Genomic DNA, 15,889 nt, shown 5'->3' on the forward strand with positions numbered 1-15,889 from the left:
TCAGGCAAAGAATTCCTTGATATGTTTGATAACAGCTTGTTGCTCAGTCTCTGTTATGTTGTAAAACATTGGCAAACGTACCAAGCGCTCACTTTCACTAGTAGTGAAGCGATCTTCTCCATGGAAGTGACCAAATTTCTCACCACCTGGGCTACTGTGCAGAGAAACATAATGGAATACCGTTAGTACACCTGCATCGTTCATATAGCTATTGAATGCAGAGCGTTCCCCAATATCTTTCAGCTTGATATAGAACATATGGGCATTATGCTCCAATCCTTCAGGTATTACAGGCAATGTCAGACGACCAACATCAGCCAAAGGTTTTAACGCTTGATAATAGGTATCCCACAAGGCAAGACGGCGTTCATTGATTTTCTCAGCAGCTTCAAGTTGTGCCCACAAATAAGCAGCCTGAAGTTCTGACATCAGATAACTGGAACCAATATCACGCCAGGTATATTTATCGACCTGACCACGGAAAAACTGGCTGCGGTTAGTACCTTTTTCACGGACAATTTCCGCACGGGAGATCCGTGACTTGTCATTAATAAGTATTGCACCACCTTCACCACCAGAAGAATAGTTCTTGGTTTCATGGAAACTGTAACAACCGATGTGTCCAAGAGTTCCCAATGCGCGGCCTTTATAAGTGGACATTACGCCCTGTGCTGCATCTTCCACTACAAACAGATTATATTTCTCTGCTAGGGCCATGATTGCATCCATTTCACAAGCCACACCCGCGTAATGAACAGGAACAATCGCACGTGTTCTGTCTGTAATCGCTGCTTCGATTTTAGTTTCATCAATATTCATGGTATCCGGACGGATATCCACAAAAACAATCGTTGCTCCCCGCAGTACAAATGCGTTCGAAGTAGAAACGAAAGTGAAACTCGGCATGATAACCTCATCACCGGGCTGAATATTTAGCAAAATAGCCGCCATTTCTAGCGAAGCTGTGCAGGATGGTGTCAATAGAGCTTTCAAGCAATTGAAATGTTGTTCCATCCACTCTTCACAACGTTTGGTAAAACCACCATCCCCGCAAAGCTTACCGCTCGCTATTGCCTGCTTCATATAATCTAATTCAGTGCCGACTACTGGCGGTCTGTTAAATGGAATCATTTCGCCCCCGGTATAACCAATAAGCAGTGCTTTCAACAAATGCACCACTGCGTTTATAAAGACGCAAAGCAGCGATATTGCTGGTTTGTGTCGCGATTCTTAATCGTTGTATTTGATGGTACTGGCACCACTGTTGCGCCGTCGACATTAATTTTGAACCAATTCCACAACCGGTATTTCCTGGAAACACCGCCAGCAATCCCATGCGGGACTGGCCTTTCTCTAACTCCCGCAAAGTAACAAACCCTGCGGGTTGCCCATTATCTCCATTTACCAGTAAACATTGATGATCAAATGTACCCAACACCGCTTTTTCAACCCAGGTAGCATAGAAACGACCACTATCCTGCGGCTGATACCAAGGGGTACGGAAACGGCTTGAAGAAAATACTTTAGAAGCCACTTCTTTCAACATGGGAATATCTTGCTGTGTTGCCGATATCATCTCCGTCTCAGGATTATCACTACAATTCGTAGTATAAGCATTTTTTGTGCCAATCATTAATGAGAAATCTACTTCCCCTTCCACCAGCGAAAAACCCAATGCCGATAATCCATCAATAATGTCTGGCCGTTGTACTGGCACTTTAGCCTGCACTAAAGAATATTGTTCTAACTGAGATAAAGTTAACAACTTGGAATCAGGTGTAAAATCAAGACGAGCAGTGGAGAATCCAAAATAATGGCTATCCCACTCTAATGGTTCAATATTGGCGCGAACGGACATGGAGCAGATCCAACAGATATTGGCCGTAACCAGTTTTTGACAAAGATTTTGCTGTTTCTCTTAAGTGATCATCATCTAACCAACCATTACGCCAGGCAATTTCTTCAAGACAGGCGACTTTAAAACCCTGACGCTTCTCAACAGTCTGCACAAAAGTGCTGGCCTCAATCAGACTATCGTGCGTGCCGGTATCCAACCAAGCAAAACCGCGCCCTAACAGTTCAATATTCAGTTCACCACGATCCAGATACATCTGGTTAATACTGGTAATTTCTAATTCACCTCGGGCAGAAGGCTTCACCTGTTTGGCAAAGTCCACAACCTGATTATCATAGAAATAGAGACCTGTTACTGCCCAGTTAGATTTTGGTTTTTCTGGTTTTTCTTCAATGGAAAGAACATGAAACTCGTCATCAAACTCCACCACACCAAATCGCTCAGGGTCCATTACCTGATAACCAAAAATAGTCGCGCCATTTCCACGGGAAACGACACTCTTCAGTTTCGGACTGAATGCTTGCCCAAAGTAGACATTGTCTCCCAATACCAAGCAACAGGATTCGCCGTTGATGAACTCTTCACCAATCAGAAATGCCTGAGCTAAACCATCCGGTGATGGCTGTTCTGCATAGCTCAAACGAATACCAAATTTATCACCATTGCCAAGTAGTCGGTGGAAAGAAGGTAAATCTTCTGGTGTGGAGATAATCAAAACATCGCGTATCCCTGCCAGCATCAGTACTGACAAAGGATAATAAATCATCGGTTTGTCATAAATCGGCAGTAATTGCTTGGAAACACCTCGTGTTATCGGATGCAACCGAGTACCCGATCCTCCTGCCAGAATAATGCCTTTCATGTTACCTCCAAAGTAGCTCAGTCTTTACCTAATCCAAGACGCTCACCAGCATAAGAACCATCCTGAACTCTGCGCCACCAGTTTTCATTTTCCAGATACCATTGAACTGTTTTACGAATACCTGATTCAAAAGTTTCTTGGGGCTTCCAGCCCAACTCATGCTCAATTTTCGCCGCATCAATGGCATAGCGCATATCATGACCAGGACGATCTGTAACATAAGTAATCAAATCACGATAATGAGCAATATTTGCTGGCTTCTCTGGGCAAAACTCTTCCAGCAATTCACAAATTGCGCAAACCACATCAATATTTTTTCGTTCATTATGACCGCCGATATTGTAGGTTTTACCCGGTTCTGCTGTTGTTACAACAAGATAAAGCGCCCTAGCATGATCTTCCACATACAGCCAATCACGAATTTGCTTCCCTTCGCCATATACTGGCAGGGACTTGCCCGCTAATGCGTTCAAAATCACCAACGGTATCAATTTTTCCGGGAAGTGGTAAGGACCATAATTATTTGAACAATTAGTGATAATTGTCGGCAAACCATAAGTTCGGTGCCATGCTCTTACCAGATGGTCACTAGATGCCTTGGACGCTGAATATGGGCTGCTTGGTGCATAAGGTGTTTCTTCGGTAAAGAAACCATCCTCACCATGTAAATCACCATACACTTCATCTGTTGAAATATGATGAAAACGGAAAGCGGCCTGTTTCTCTTTACTCAATTTTTGCCAGAAAGCTCGAGCAACTTCTAGCAAAACATAAGTACCAACAATGTTCGTTTCGACAAAGGCCGCAGGGCCATCAATAGAGCGATCCACATGACTTTCTGCCGCCAGATGCATCACACAATCCGGTTGATACTGCTCAAACACCCGGTCCAGCGCTTCACGCTGGCAAATATTAACCTGTTCAAAAGCATAGCGTGAGCTATCCGCAACCGAGGCAAGAGATTCTAGATTGCCAGCATAAGTTAAGCTATCAACCACAACTACACTGTCTTCTGTATTATCAATAACATGTCGCACAACAGCAGAACCAATAAAACCCGCTCCACCTGTGATTAGAATACGTCTCAACGCCAGACTCCTTTTGTATCCACAATCCATTTCTGTTTAATGTCATAACCATTTACCGCTTTAAACTGATTATGGTCCACCAGCATCAACAGGATATCGGCTTCTTCCAAAGCTTTCTCCAAGTTAACCAGTTGAACTATTTCCTTTAAATAAGCGGGTAATTCATGAACATTAGGTTCTACAACCAATGTCTCACCTGCATGCCATTGCGCAATAATACGGGTGATATGCACAGCTGGGCTTTCACGTAAATCATCAATATTTGGTTTAAACGCCAAACCCAAACAAGCAATTTTCACTTCTCCAGCGCGTTTTCCACTTTCAGCCAAACAGTCCGCAACAGCGGCTTTTACTTGATCCACAACCCACAAGGGCTTTCCATCATTAACCAAACGTGCTGTATGTATAAGACGTGATTGTTCCGGGTTTTGGGAAACAATGAACCACGGATCAACAGCAATACAGTGACCACCCACACCAGGCCCTGGCTGAAGAATATTTACTCGGGGATGGCGGTTTGCCAAACTGATAAGTTCCCACACATCAATACCTTGATCAGCACAAATCAGGGAAAGTTCGTTAGCAAATGCAATGTTTACATCTCGAAAGCTATTTTCTGTCAGCTTACACATTTCTGCTGTCCTTGAGTTAGTGATAACACATTCACCTTCAAGGAAAATTTTATACAGCTCGCTGGCTCTGGCTGAAGATTTTTGTGTCATGCCGCCAACAACACGGTCATTCTTAATCAATTCAACCATAACCTGGCCTGGTAACACGCGTTCAGGGCAGTAAGCAATATCAATATCAGATTCCTCACCTACCTGCTGAGGAAAAGTCAAATCGGGACGCGTCGCTGCCAACCATTCTGCCATCTGTTCCGTCGCACCTACTGGTGAAGTAGATTCTAAAATCACCAGATCGCCTTTTTTCAGAATGGGCGCCACTGATTCAGCTGCAGAACACACATACTTCATATCCGGTTCATGATCCCCTTTAAAAGGAGTTGGAACAGCTATCAAAAAAGCATCTGCTGGTAACGGAGAAGTCACTGCTTTTAGGTAACCCTCTTCCACAGCCGTTTTCACCACCTTGTCCAGATCCGGTTCTACAATATGAATTGCGCCACGATTAATCGTTTCCACCGCGTGCTGATTAACATCGACGCCTATGACTTTCTTATTACGGGATGCAAACGCTGCCGCAGTGGGTAAGCCGATATACCCAAGACCGATAACAGAAATAGTTTCAAAACTCATAATGTCACCTGATTTTTTTCAAAGCATCGAGAATACGTTGACAGGCATCACCATCCCCGTAAGGATTATGAGCACGACTCATTTGCTGATAGGCAACATCGTCTGTCAACAATCGTGTCACCTCTTCTACGATAGTTCTTGTGTCTGTTCCTACCAGCCGTACCGTTCCGGCATCCACCGCTTCTGGCCGCTCAGTAGTATTACGCATCACTAAAACCGGCTTTCCCAAAGAAGGAGCCTCTTCCTGAATGCCACCAGAATCCGTCAGGATCATATAGGAATGGTTCATCAGATAGACGAATGGCAAATAATCCTGTGGTTTTATAAGCATGATATTATCTATATTATGCAAAATGCGCTTTACCGGCTCACAAACATTTGGGTTCAAATGAACCGGATAAACTACCTGAACTTCTGGATGAGTACGGGCTATCTGTGCCAAAGCTTCGCAAATTCGTTCAAATCCACCACCAAAACTTTCACGACGATGGCCTGTTACCAGAATCATTTTTTTATTGGTATCAATAAACGGGTAGTGTTCCGCCAACTTACTCCGCATAATCTCGTCATTCATTATTCGATCGCGTACCCACAACAACGCATCAATCACGGTATTACCCGTGACAAAAACCTGATTATCTGCAATCGATTCTTTCTGCAAATTCTTACGAGAGTTTTCCGTCGGAGCGAAATGGTACATTGCCAAGTGCCCAGCAATCTTACGGTTTGCCTCTTCTGGCCAAGGGGAATAGAGATCGCCGGTTCTCAGTCCAGCTTCAATATGACCGACAGGGACACGCTGGTAGAACGCAGCTAAACTGGTTGCCATAGTTGTTGTTGTATCACCGTGAACCAACACAACATCAGGCTTAAATTCGGCCAAAACAGGCTTTAATCCCTCCAGAATACGACACGTAATATCCGTTAAATCTTGCCCTGATTTCATAATATTGAGATCAAAATCGGGAGTAATCTCAAAAAGATGTAATACCTGATCCAACATTTCCCGGTGTTGGGCAGTGACACATACTTTCGCTTCGAAGGCTTCATCCTTTGCCAGCGCATGTACCAGCGGAGCCATCTTGATGGCTTCTGGCCGGGTACCAAACACAGTCAACACTTTCACAGTGACTCTCTTATTGGTCAGTAACTTGCAGATCTTCCTGCAAAAACACTCTTTAATACTATTTATTTCTGCTTCTGGAGTTGCGAAAAATATTTTTCAAAAGCAGTCACTTCTATAACTATTTGGTTACTTACGCGAACGCCGTACCAGTGCTATTCCGGCACCAACTAAAGTGCCAACCGCGCCCCACATGATGACAATAAACATTCTACGTGGACTGTCTCTGGTAACAGGCTCTTCAGGGGTTCTCAGATAACGATAAGTCTGGAATTGATCCTGCAATATCGGGTGAACATTCAATGTCGCTAACATCGCAATATTCTGGTCATAGTCCACATCATAATCAGGACCCGTTGCTTCCAAAGTTTCAAGCTGAGCCTGTAACAACGGCGCACCTAGCATAAACATTTTTGAATCAGGCAACTGATCTATCGGTGTGTCAGTTTGATTGCGCCGAATCCCCTGCTTTTCTGCAATCTTCAAGGATTGTTGCAACACATTCATTTCACGGTTATAAACCGCTTTAGCAACTATTTCTTGCCGCTTAACCAATGCGTTCATAGATTGAGTACGGATAGCCCATGCACCTTTTACTTCATTATTCAAATGAGTACTCGCGCGACTGTTAGCAAAAGCAATGTATTGGCGTAAGAGTTGATTTGCTTGTACAGAAGATTCTGCTGTCAGTTTGATACTGTCATTCAGCACTTTTTTATCATCATGAGGAATGAACTGAATATTATTGATTAACTCATCCAGTAAAGCTGCATCTGCTCTGGCATCACCCTCCTTATGTTGCTTGTAGTAATCAGACTTTAACCAAAATTCACGGCGGGTATCATATGCCGCGAGCTGAGTGACAAGTTCTTTATAAGCTTCTTCTGGAATAGACGGTAACTGAGTTTCCTGTGAAACGTTAATGTGAGTATCCAAGTTGCGTAAAAACTGCTGCCGAGAATAATAACTACCCAAATGATTAGTCGTAGGCAAGTCAATGGTTGCCGTTGCACTCCATTTTTGTTGCATCAGATAAGATGCTCCCAGAGCTATAGCAGCGAAGATTATTGCCAGTACGACAATCCATATTTTTCCACGCCATAGAGCACTACACAAGGCTCCGATATCCAGCTCATGCTCCAGAATCTGTTGATCTTGAATAGATTTCGTTTCTGATTTTATCACTGCACAAAACCTCTGTTGATAGATGTTTAATGGTTAGCAGAATAGCGTATACGACGTTTTTGCCGTTTAATGAAACGAGCCACCCGCCATGCACGTTTGATGCAATAGCCATACAACATAAATGCAAGCAAGAACAATGCCAACATTACCCATTCAGGAACAAACTCCAACCATTCTCCAATCATTCCGGCAGCCGCGAACAAAGCCGCAGCAACAGTGATCAAAACAAATGCCTGACGTGATGAAAATCCAGACCGCATAATCAGGTGGTGAATATGTTGTCTATCTGGAGAAAATGGGCTCATTCCTTTACGCAAGCGACGGTACATGATGGCAACCATATCCATTAAGGGAATGGCAATAATCCACAATGCAGTAACTGGCTTCACAGAAGGTTCATTCCCCTGAGTAGATTCAATAAGTAGCCAGATAATGGTAAAACCAATCAGTGTACTGCCCGCATCACCCATAAATACTTTGAAACGTTGGCTTAAGAAACCAAGATTGAGCAGAATATAAGGAAGAATGGCCGCAATAAATGCAAAACACCATAATGCCAGTGCCGTGTTACCACTTCGATACAGTAAGATCCCCAAAGCACCGAAAGAGACACAAGATAATCCACCTAATAGTCCATCTATCCCATCAACCATATTGAATGCATTAATAGCAGCCCAAACAGCAAATAGCGTCACAACATAACTGAATGGCCCAAGATTCATATCCCAAGGACCAAAAGCATAGCCAAGGCTATTTAATTTCAGGCCAGCAAAATACATCATTGCAATACCAACCAGAGCCTGAATAGTTGCCCGGACCTTAACGCTGATATCAAAACGATCATCCAATGCACCAACAAATACCAGTACAGTGGCACAAATTAAGTACGGCCATTTATGAGGTATAAACTCGTTTGTTATAACAAAAGCAAAACAGATACCAGCAAATACAGTTATCCCACCAACCAGAGGCACTAGTCCCTGATGATGCTTGCGATAATTGGGTTTATCAACGAGGCCAATTTTCCTTCCTGCGATACGCGCCATAAACAGAAACGCAAACGAAAACAGAAAAATGCAAAAAATTTCAATACTCATACTGGGAATATTCACGATAAAAACTCTCCGTGAAAAACAAATATAACCTGGTTATTTATCATCCACAGCCACATGGTTTTTCTGGCCAGGAACCAACCCCATAAATTCTCCATTTTGTGAGGATACTTTTCTTTACTGTAGAAAAATTAATAACCTTTACATCATAATCTACGACGCTTATTGGAAAATGGCAGTATATAAGTTTCATGCAAAATACATACCATATCTATATGGTGCTATAGCACCAGATGCAAAAAACGCCACAGAACTGTGGCGTTGAAAAATCATCATGAACCAAGTTAAAAACTACGAGCGTTTCATCATGTCAAAGAAATCGTCGTTTGTTTTACTCATAGCCAATTTATTGATAAGGAACTCCATCGCATCAATTTCTCCCATTGGGTGAATAATTTTGCGAAGAATCCACATCTTTTGTAGCTCTTCAGATGTGGTAAGTAACTCTTCTTTACGTGTACCGGAACGGTTGTAATCGATAGCAGGGAAGACGCGCTTTTCAGCAATTTTACGTGAGAGGTGCAACTCCATATTACCAGTGCCTTTAAACTCTTCGTAAATCACTTCATCCATCTTCGAGCCTGTATCCACCAATGCAGTAGCAATAATGGTCAAGCTTCCACCCTCTTCTACATTACGTGCAGCCCCGAAGAAACGTTTTGGACGATGTAACGCGTTAGCATCTACACCACCAGTCAGTACCTTACCGGATGCCGGAACAACAGTGTTATAGGCACGTGCCAGACGAGTAATAGAATCAAGCAGGATAATAACGTCTTTTTTATGTTCAACCAGACGCTTAGCTTTCTCAATGACCATCTCTGCCACCTGAACGTGACGGGAAGCCGGCTCATCAAAAGTAGAAGCAATAACCTCACCCTTCACCAAACGTTGCATTTCAGTGACTTCTTCCGGACGTTCATCAATCAGAAGTACCATCAATACACAATCCGGATGATTATGAGCAATGTTAGCTGCGATATTTTGCAGCAACATAGTTTTACCCGCTTTTGGTGGAGCAACAATAAGACCACGTTGTCCGCGACCAATTGGTGCCGCCAGATCCAGAACACGAGCCGTCAGATCCTCAGTGGAACCATTACCACGCTCCATCCGCAAGCGGTTATTCGCATGCAAAGGAGTTAAGTTTTCAAAAAGAATTTTGCTGCGGGCATTTTCTGGTTTATCAAAGTTAACTTCGTTAACCTTCAACAGTGCAAAATAGCGCTCACCTTCTTTAGGTGGGCGGATTTTACCTGAAATTGTGTCACCGGTACGGAGGTTAAAACGGCGGATTTGGCTGGGAGAGACGTAGATATCATCGGGACCGGCAAGGTAGGAGCTGTCTGCTGAACGGAGGAATCCAAATCCATCCTGCAATATCTCCAGCACACCGTCACCGAAGATATCTTCTCCGCTTTTCGCATGCTGCTTAAGGATAGAGAAGATAATATCTTGTTTACGCATACGGGCCAGATTTTCCAGCCCCATATTTTCGCCGAGTGTAATCAGTTCAGATACCGGCGTATTCTTTAATTCGGTAAGATTCATAATGGTGGGTTCTTTAACTCGGGGTATATCTCGAACTATGAACGTGAATAGTATGGCAGCGTCATCGATGCCTGTTTATTTTGTACAAAAACAAATAAGACCTTTAATACATCATTTATATAAAAAGGTAATAATTTGAAGTACCAAGATTGAGCTCAAATAAGACTGACAGGCTGTCAAAAACGCTGTTGAGATAATGCCGAAACATTACTGATTTCTATAAAAAAACTATCTCAACGTAATGAGTTATACACCAGATTATTCCTGCATAACCCATTGGATATTTTAGACTATCCAGAGATAACAGACTTATCAGACACTACAGATTGTTCAGTATGCAACATACTTCTAACATGAGGTATGTGATACAAGCAGTGGCGCTAACTTATCACGCTTCTTTACGGACGTCTAGCGGTCAATGAAATAAATAGTGATATACGCCAAACGTCCGGTATTAGTGTGATCTCACTTCAATCAGAGATTAGCATCCAAAAATTCTTTCAACTGAGTTTTTGACAATGCCCCCACTTTGGTGGCTGCTACCTGACCGTCTTTAAACAGTAGTAGCGTAGGAATACCGCGGATACCATACTTAGGAGCAGTTGCCGGGTTATCATCAATGTTCAGTTTTGCAATCGTCAGTTTACCTAAATATTCCGGTGCAATTTCATCTAAAATAGGTGCAATCATTTTACATGGACCACACCATGCCGCCCAAAAATCGACAAGAACTGGACCCGCTGCTTTCAGAACATCAGCATCAAAGCTATCATCACTCAAATGAATAATTTTATCGCTCATTTTTTACTCCAAAGAATAATTTTTTACCATGCTAGTGTAACATTACTGATATAAGGTTGCTTTTATTTCAGAGGATACACTTCCGTAAAACAACGGTTAACTGATATTCTACCACACTATGAGTAAAACACACTTGACAGAAAAGAAGTTTTCCGACTTCGCCTTGCACCCCAGAGTCATAGAAGCTCTTGATAACAAGGGGTTTTCTAATTGTACGCCTATACAGGCACTGACATTACCTTTCACTGTCGAAGGTCGTGATGTCGCGGGGCAAGCGCAAACTGGTACCGGGAAGACACTAGCATTTTTAGCGTCTGCTTTTCATTATTTACTGACTCATCCCACAACAAAGGGGCGTCAAACCAATCAGCCAAGAGCGCTGATTATGGCCCCTACCCGCGAACTAGCCGTACAGATTTACTCTGATGCAGAAGATCTGGCACAAACAACGGGATTAAAGATGGGTCTTGCCTATGGTGGCGATGGTTATGACAAACAGCTGAAAGTGCTGGAATCCGGTGTTGACATTCTCATCGGCACAACCGGACGTCTGATCGACTATACCAAACAAGGGCATATTAATCTGAATGCCATTCAGGTTATGGTGCTTGATGAAGCTGATCGTATGTACGATCTGGGTTTTATCAAAGATATCCGCTGGCTATTCCGTCGGATGCCACCTGCAAATGAACGCATGAACCTGCTGTTTTCTGCCACTCTGTCTTACCGAGTCCGAGAACTGGCATTTGAGCAAATGAATCATGCAGAATATGTAGAAGTGGAACCGCTACAGAAAACGGGGCACCGTATCCGCGAAGAGCTGTTTTATCCTTCTAATGAAGAGAAGATGCGTCTGCTTCAAACGTTATTGGAAGAAGAATGGCCCGATCGCTGCATTATTTTCGCCAATACTAAATATCGTTGTGAAGATATCTGGGCCCATCTTGCTACTGACGGGCATCGCGTTGGTTTGCTAACTGGTGATGTTGCACAGAAAAAACGGTTACGTATTCTGGAAGAATTCAGCAAGGGCAATATTGATATTCTGGTTGCAACTGACGTGGCAGCTCGTGGATTGCACATTCCATCCGTAACTCATGTTTTTAACTATGACTTACCAGATGACTGCGAAGATTATGTTCACCGCATTGGCCGTACCGGACGTGCAGGTGAAAGTGGCCACTCTATCAGCCTGGCCTGTGAAGAATATGCTCTGAACCTGCCAGCAATCGAAAATTATATTCAGCACCAAATCCCTGTCAGTAAATATAACAGTAATGCATTGCTGAAAGATTTACCGGTTCCTAAACGCCGCCATCGTTCGCGTTCAGGGAACCATCAGCGTCGAAATAATTTGTCGCATCGTAACAATACACCGCGTAATAACCGTAAACGTTCAGGTTAAATTAAATGATGTTGAGTTCCTCTTCTCTCTATGCGGCTATTGACCTGGGTTCAAACAGTTTTCATATGCTGGTCGTGCGTGAAATATCCGGCAGTATGCAGATACTAGCTCGAATCAAACGTAAAGTCAGGTTAGCCGCCGGACTGGATAAAAATAACTATTTATCCCAGCAAGCAATGGAGAGAGGTTGGCAATGCCTCAGAGTTTTCTCTGAACGCTTACAGGATATACCGCCATCACAAATCCGCGTCGTTGCTACAGCAACTTTGCGTATCGCCGGAAATGCTGGTGAGTTTGTGAAAAAAGCATCAGAAATACTTGGTTGCCCAGTTACAGTAATCAGTGGCGAAGACGAAGCTAGGCTTATTTATCAAGGGGTTGCTCATACGACCGGCGGCCCTGAAAAACGCTTGGTTGTCGATATTGGCGGTGCAAGTACAGAACTGATCACAGGAAATGGAGCAAAGGCTAATCAGTTATCCAGCCTGAGCATGGGCTGTGTTACTTGGCTTGAATGTTACTTTAATGATCGTAGCCTGACGGAAGAAAACTTTGCCAAAGCCGAAGCTGCCGCACATGAAACGCTGAAACCTGTTGCTTCAAAGCTTATAGAACAAGGCTGGCAGATTTGCGTCGGAGCTTCCGGCACAGTTCAGGCACTGCAAGAAATCATGATTGCCCAAGGTATGGATGAGCTGATTACTTTGCCAAAACTCCAGGAACTCAGACATAAAGCAATTGAATGCGGTAAGCTGGAAGAATTGGAAATCGAAGGATTGACGCTGGAACGGGCACTGGTTTTCCCAAGCGGTCTTGCTATCCTGATAGCTATTTTCCAGGCATTAAATATTGAAAGTATGACTCTGGCTGGCGGCGCTTTACGGGAAGGTCTTGTTTACGGCATGCTGGATTTACCGATAGAACAAGATATTCGCATCAGAACCTTACGTAATATACAGCGCCGCTTTCAGTTAGAAGTTGAGCAATCTCAACGAGTCAAACAGTTGGCTAGACACTTCTTACAACAGATTGCTAAACCTTGGGAACTTGATAGCCGATGTCATGAATTATTATTCAGTGCTTGTCTGATACACGAAATTGGCCTGAGTGTTGACTTCCATCAGGCTCCATCGCACGCAGCCTATCTTATCAGTTACCTCGATCTTCCCGGCTATACTCCCGCACAAAAACAGCTATTAGCCACATTGCTAAAGAACCAGAGTGCCACAATTGATCCGGTTTCCTTCAGTCAACAAAATGCTTTGCCTCTGATACAGGCCCAACGTTTATGCCGTCTATTGCGATTAGCTATTATATTAGCCAGTCATCACCGAGAGGACACCTTTTCTGCTCTGCGTTTAAAAGTGAGGGGGGAAGAATTGATGATCACCTTACCTCATGGCTGGCTAATGCAACATCCTCTACGAGCGGAGTCTTTACAGCAAGAAATTCAGTGGCAAAACCATGTTCAATGGCCGCTTGTTTTGCAAGAACAAGAATTAGGCGGCTAAAATCTGAACTAAATCACATTTCGCCGTCTCTCTGTAACATAGGGAACTTATATGTATTTTTTACTGCTTATTTTTCTGCCCAAGCCCTAAACGTGACTTGATATCTGCAATACGTGATTGTCCTTTCTGCATTCTCTCTTCAGCAGTCACCACTTTTTTATCTTTTGGCCAATGCAAATCATCCTGTGGCAACTCATGTAAAAAACGGCTTGGTTCTGGACGGATCAATTCACCATATTGACGACGTTCTTTACATAAGGTGAAGAATAACTCCCGTTGTGCACGGGTGATTCCCACATAAGCCAGCCGTCTCTCTTCATCAATATTGTCTTCATCAATACTGCTCTGATGAGGTAATAACCCTTCTTCCATACCGACCAGAAATACATATGGAAACTCCAGCCCTTTAGAGGCATGCAGAGTCATCAATTGAACCTGATCAAACTCCTCACCATCTTCACCACGCTCCATCATATCCCGCAATGTGAAACGTGCTACCACCTGAAGTAAATTCATTGGTTCATTCAGTTCATCACCTTCCAACATTTCACTCATCCAAGTAAATAGTTGATTAATATTTTTCATCCGCATTTCAGCTGCTTTCGGACTCGGTGATGTTTCGTACAACCAACTTTCATAATCCATACCATGCAGTAAATCACGCACAGCCAGCAAAGGTTCCTGTTCAACCTGACGGGCTATCTCATCCATCCAGTGAGTAAAACGCTGCAATGCAACCAGACCGCGACCGGTCAGACTTTGTTCCAAACCAAGATCAAAACTGGCTTGATAGAGACTTTTACTACGTTGATTCGCCCACTCGCCCAGTTTTTGAACTGTAGCCGCACCAATTTCACGTCTTGGCGTATTGACAATCCGCAGAAATGCACTGTCATCTTCAGGATTAGTCAGCACCCGCAGATAAGCCAGCAGATCCTTAATTTCAGGACGAGCAAAAAAAGAAGTACCACCAGAAATCCGGTAAGGAATACGGTTTTGCATCAGCATTTTTTCAAACACTCGGGATTGGTGATTTCCCCGATAGAGAATAGCGTAGTCTTTATATTGGGTTTTATTAATAAAGTGATGTGCAATCAGCTCTCCGACAACTCTTTCCGCCTCATGATCTTCATTATTAGCTGTAATCACTTTCAATGGATCGCCATACCCCAGTTCAGAAAAAAGACGTTTTTCAAATACATGGGGGTTATTGGCGATCAGAATATTAGCTGCTTTCAGAATACAGCCCGAAGAACGATAGTTTTGTTCCAGCTTGATCACATTAAGTTTCGGAAAATCTTGTTTCAATAACACCAGATTTTGTGGCCTTGCTCCGCGCCATGAATAAATCGACTGGTCATCATCACCCACCACAGTAAAACGAGCCCTTTGTCCCACCAGCAATTTAACCAATTGATATTGACTAGTATTAGTGTCCTGATATTCGTCTACCAACAGATAACGGATACGGTTTTGCCAACGTTCCCTGACTTCTTCATCACGCTGCATCAACAAAGTAGGTTTGACAATCAAATCGTCAAAATCCAACACATTACAACTCGCCAGATGTAAATCATAACGGTGATAGCATTCAGCAAATTGATGCTCCTGAGCAGAACGGACCAATGCCGCTGCTTGTTGTGGAGAAAGCAGATCATTTTTCCAGTTTGAAATGGAAGAAATCAGTTTTTGTAGCAGTTCCTTATCTTCTTCTAACAAATCAGCTGTCAGATCTTTCAGCAAAGCCATTTGATCCTGCTCATCAAACAGTGAGAAATTGCTTTTCATTCCCAGCACCTTGTATTCGCGTTTAATGATTTCCAATCCCAAGGTATGGAAAGTAGAAATCATCAGCCCCTTAGCCTCTTTACGCCCCAAAGTCTGTGCTACACGCTCTTTCATTTCCCTTGCTGCTTTATTAGTAAAAGTCACAGCTGCGATATGACGAGGCTGATAGCCACAAATACGGATAAGATGAGCGATCTTATTCGTAATCACTCTGGTTTTGCCGGAACCAGCCCCCGCCAAGACCAGACAGGGGCCGGTAACAAATTCAACTGCTTGTTGTTGGCTAGGATTTAATCGCATAGTATCTAATGAGTTATATCAGGACAGAACTTCAGGGGGTGGAATTGTA

The 15,889-nt window shown here is 43.3% G+C and carries 13 protein-coding genes; 2 read left to right on the forward strand and 11 right to left on the reverse strand.

Annotated elements, in window-relative coordinates:
- From rffA to trxA, 10 genes are all read right to left on the reverse strand, one after another.
- Positions 1 to 1,131: a dTDP-4-amino-4,6-dideoxygalactose transaminase gene (gene rffA, locus EAE89_RS07485; protein ID WP_214085636.1), complete on the reverse strand. Its 1,131-nt coding sequence runs from the start codon at positions 1,129 to 1,131 to the stop codon at positions 1 to 3.
- Positions 1,118 to 1,858, reverse strand: coding sequence for a dTDP-4-amino-4,6-dideoxy-D-galactose acyltransferase (gene rffC / locus EAE89_RS07490; protein ID WP_214085626.1), 741 nt, complete (start codon positions 1,856 to 1,858; stop codon positions 1,118 to 1,120). The genes rffA and rffC overlap by 14 nt, the downstream gene beginning before the upstream one ends.
- Positions 1,836 to 2,717 carry a glucose-1-phosphate thymidylyltransferase RfbA gene (rfbA, locus tag EAE89_RS07495; protein ID WP_054478920.1) on the reverse strand — a complete coding sequence of 294 codons (882 nt, stop codon included), beginning with the start codon at positions 2,715 to 2,717 and terminating at the stop codon, positions 1,836 to 1,838. The genes rffC and rfbA overlap by 23 nt, the downstream gene beginning before the upstream one ends.
- A 17-nt stretch (positions 2,718 to 2,734) precedes the next feature.
- Positions 2,735 to 3,805 carry a dTDP-glucose 4,6-dehydratase gene (gene rffG / locus EAE89_RS07500; RefSeq protein WP_149616821.1) on the reverse strand — a complete coding sequence of 357 codons (1,071 nt, stop codon included), beginning with the start codon at positions 3,803 to 3,805 and terminating at the stop codon, positions 2,735 to 2,737.
- Entirely contained in the window at positions 3,802 to 5,064 is a 1,263-nt protein-coding gene (gene wecC, locus EAE89_RS07505) for a UDP-N-acetyl-D-mannosamine dehydrogenase (protein WP_214085627.1), read from the reverse strand. Before wecC ends, rffG begins: the two co-directional genes overlap by 4 nt.
- Positions 5,065 to 5,068: 4 nt before the next feature.
- On the reverse strand, positions 5,069 to 6,190 hold the full coding sequence (gene wecB / locus EAE89_RS07510; protein ID WP_054478914.1) for a non-hydrolyzing UDP-N-acetylglucosamine 2-epimerase: 1,122 nt from the start codon (positions 6,188 to 6,190) through the stop codon (positions 5,069 to 5,071).
- Positions 6,191 to 6,316: 126 nt separating this feature from the next.
- Positions 6,317 to 7,372, reverse strand: coding sequence for an ECA polysaccharide chain length modulation protein (gene wzzE, locus EAE89_RS07515; protein WP_054478912.1), 1,056 nt, complete (start codon positions 7,370 to 7,372; stop codon positions 6,317 to 6,319).
- Between the two features lie 26 nt (positions 7,373 to 7,398).
- Entirely contained in the window at positions 7,399 to 8,484 is a 1,086-nt protein-coding gene (gene wecA, locus EAE89_RS07520) for a UDP-N-acetylglucosamine--undecaprenyl-phosphate N-acetylglucosaminephosphotransferase (RefSeq protein WP_054478911.1), read from the reverse strand.
- A gap of 291 nt (positions 8,485 to 8,775) precedes the next feature.
- On the reverse strand, positions 8,776 to 10,035 hold the full coding sequence (gene rho / locus EAE89_RS07525) for a transcription termination factor Rho (protein WP_015836218.1): 1,260 nt from the start codon (positions 10,033 to 10,035) through the stop codon (positions 8,776 to 8,778).
- Positions 10,036 to 10,509: 474 nt separating this feature from the next.
- A complete protein-coding gene (trxA, locus tag EAE89_RS07530; RefSeq protein WP_054478909.1) occupies positions 10,510 to 10,836 on the reverse strand; it encodes a thioredoxin TrxA in 327 nt (108 codons plus the stop codon).
- Between the two features lie 118 nt (positions 10,837 to 10,954).
- On the opposite strand from trxA, the gene rhlB reads away from it, so the two are divergent.
- Together rhlB and gppA are read left to right on the forward strand one after the other, a co-directional pair.
- The gene (gene rhlB, locus EAE89_RS07535; protein WP_054478907.1) at positions 10,955 to 12,241 is read left to right on the forward strand and encodes an ATP-dependent RNA helicase RhlB; all 1,287 of its coding nucleotides are present in this window, start codon (positions 10,955 to 10,957) and stop codon (positions 12,239 to 12,241) included.
- 8 nt (positions 12,242 to 12,249) lie between these two features.
- Positions 12,250 to 13,752 (forward strand): guanosine-5'-triphosphate,3'-diphosphate diphosphatase, encoded by a 1,503-nt coding sequence (gene gppA / locus EAE89_RS07540; RefSeq protein WP_214085637.1) that lies wholly within the window; start codon positions 12,250 to 12,252, stop codon positions 13,750 to 13,752.
- A gap of 60 nt (positions 13,753 to 13,812) precedes the next feature.
- On the opposite strand, the gene rep is transcribed toward gppA, so the two are convergent.
- On the reverse strand, positions 13,813 to 15,840 hold the full coding sequence (gene rep, locus EAE89_RS07545) for a DNA helicase Rep (RefSeq protein ID WP_149616820.1): 2,028 nt from the start codon (positions 15,838 to 15,840) through the stop codon (positions 13,813 to 13,815).
- Between the last annotated feature and the right edge of the window lie 49 nt (positions 15,841 to 15,889).

It is taken from the genome of Photorhabdus heterorhabditis (genome assembly GCF_018448905.1).
GTDB lineage: Bacteria > Pseudomonadota > Gammaproteobacteria > Enterobacterales > Enterobacteriaceae > Photorhabdus > Photorhabdus heterorhabditis.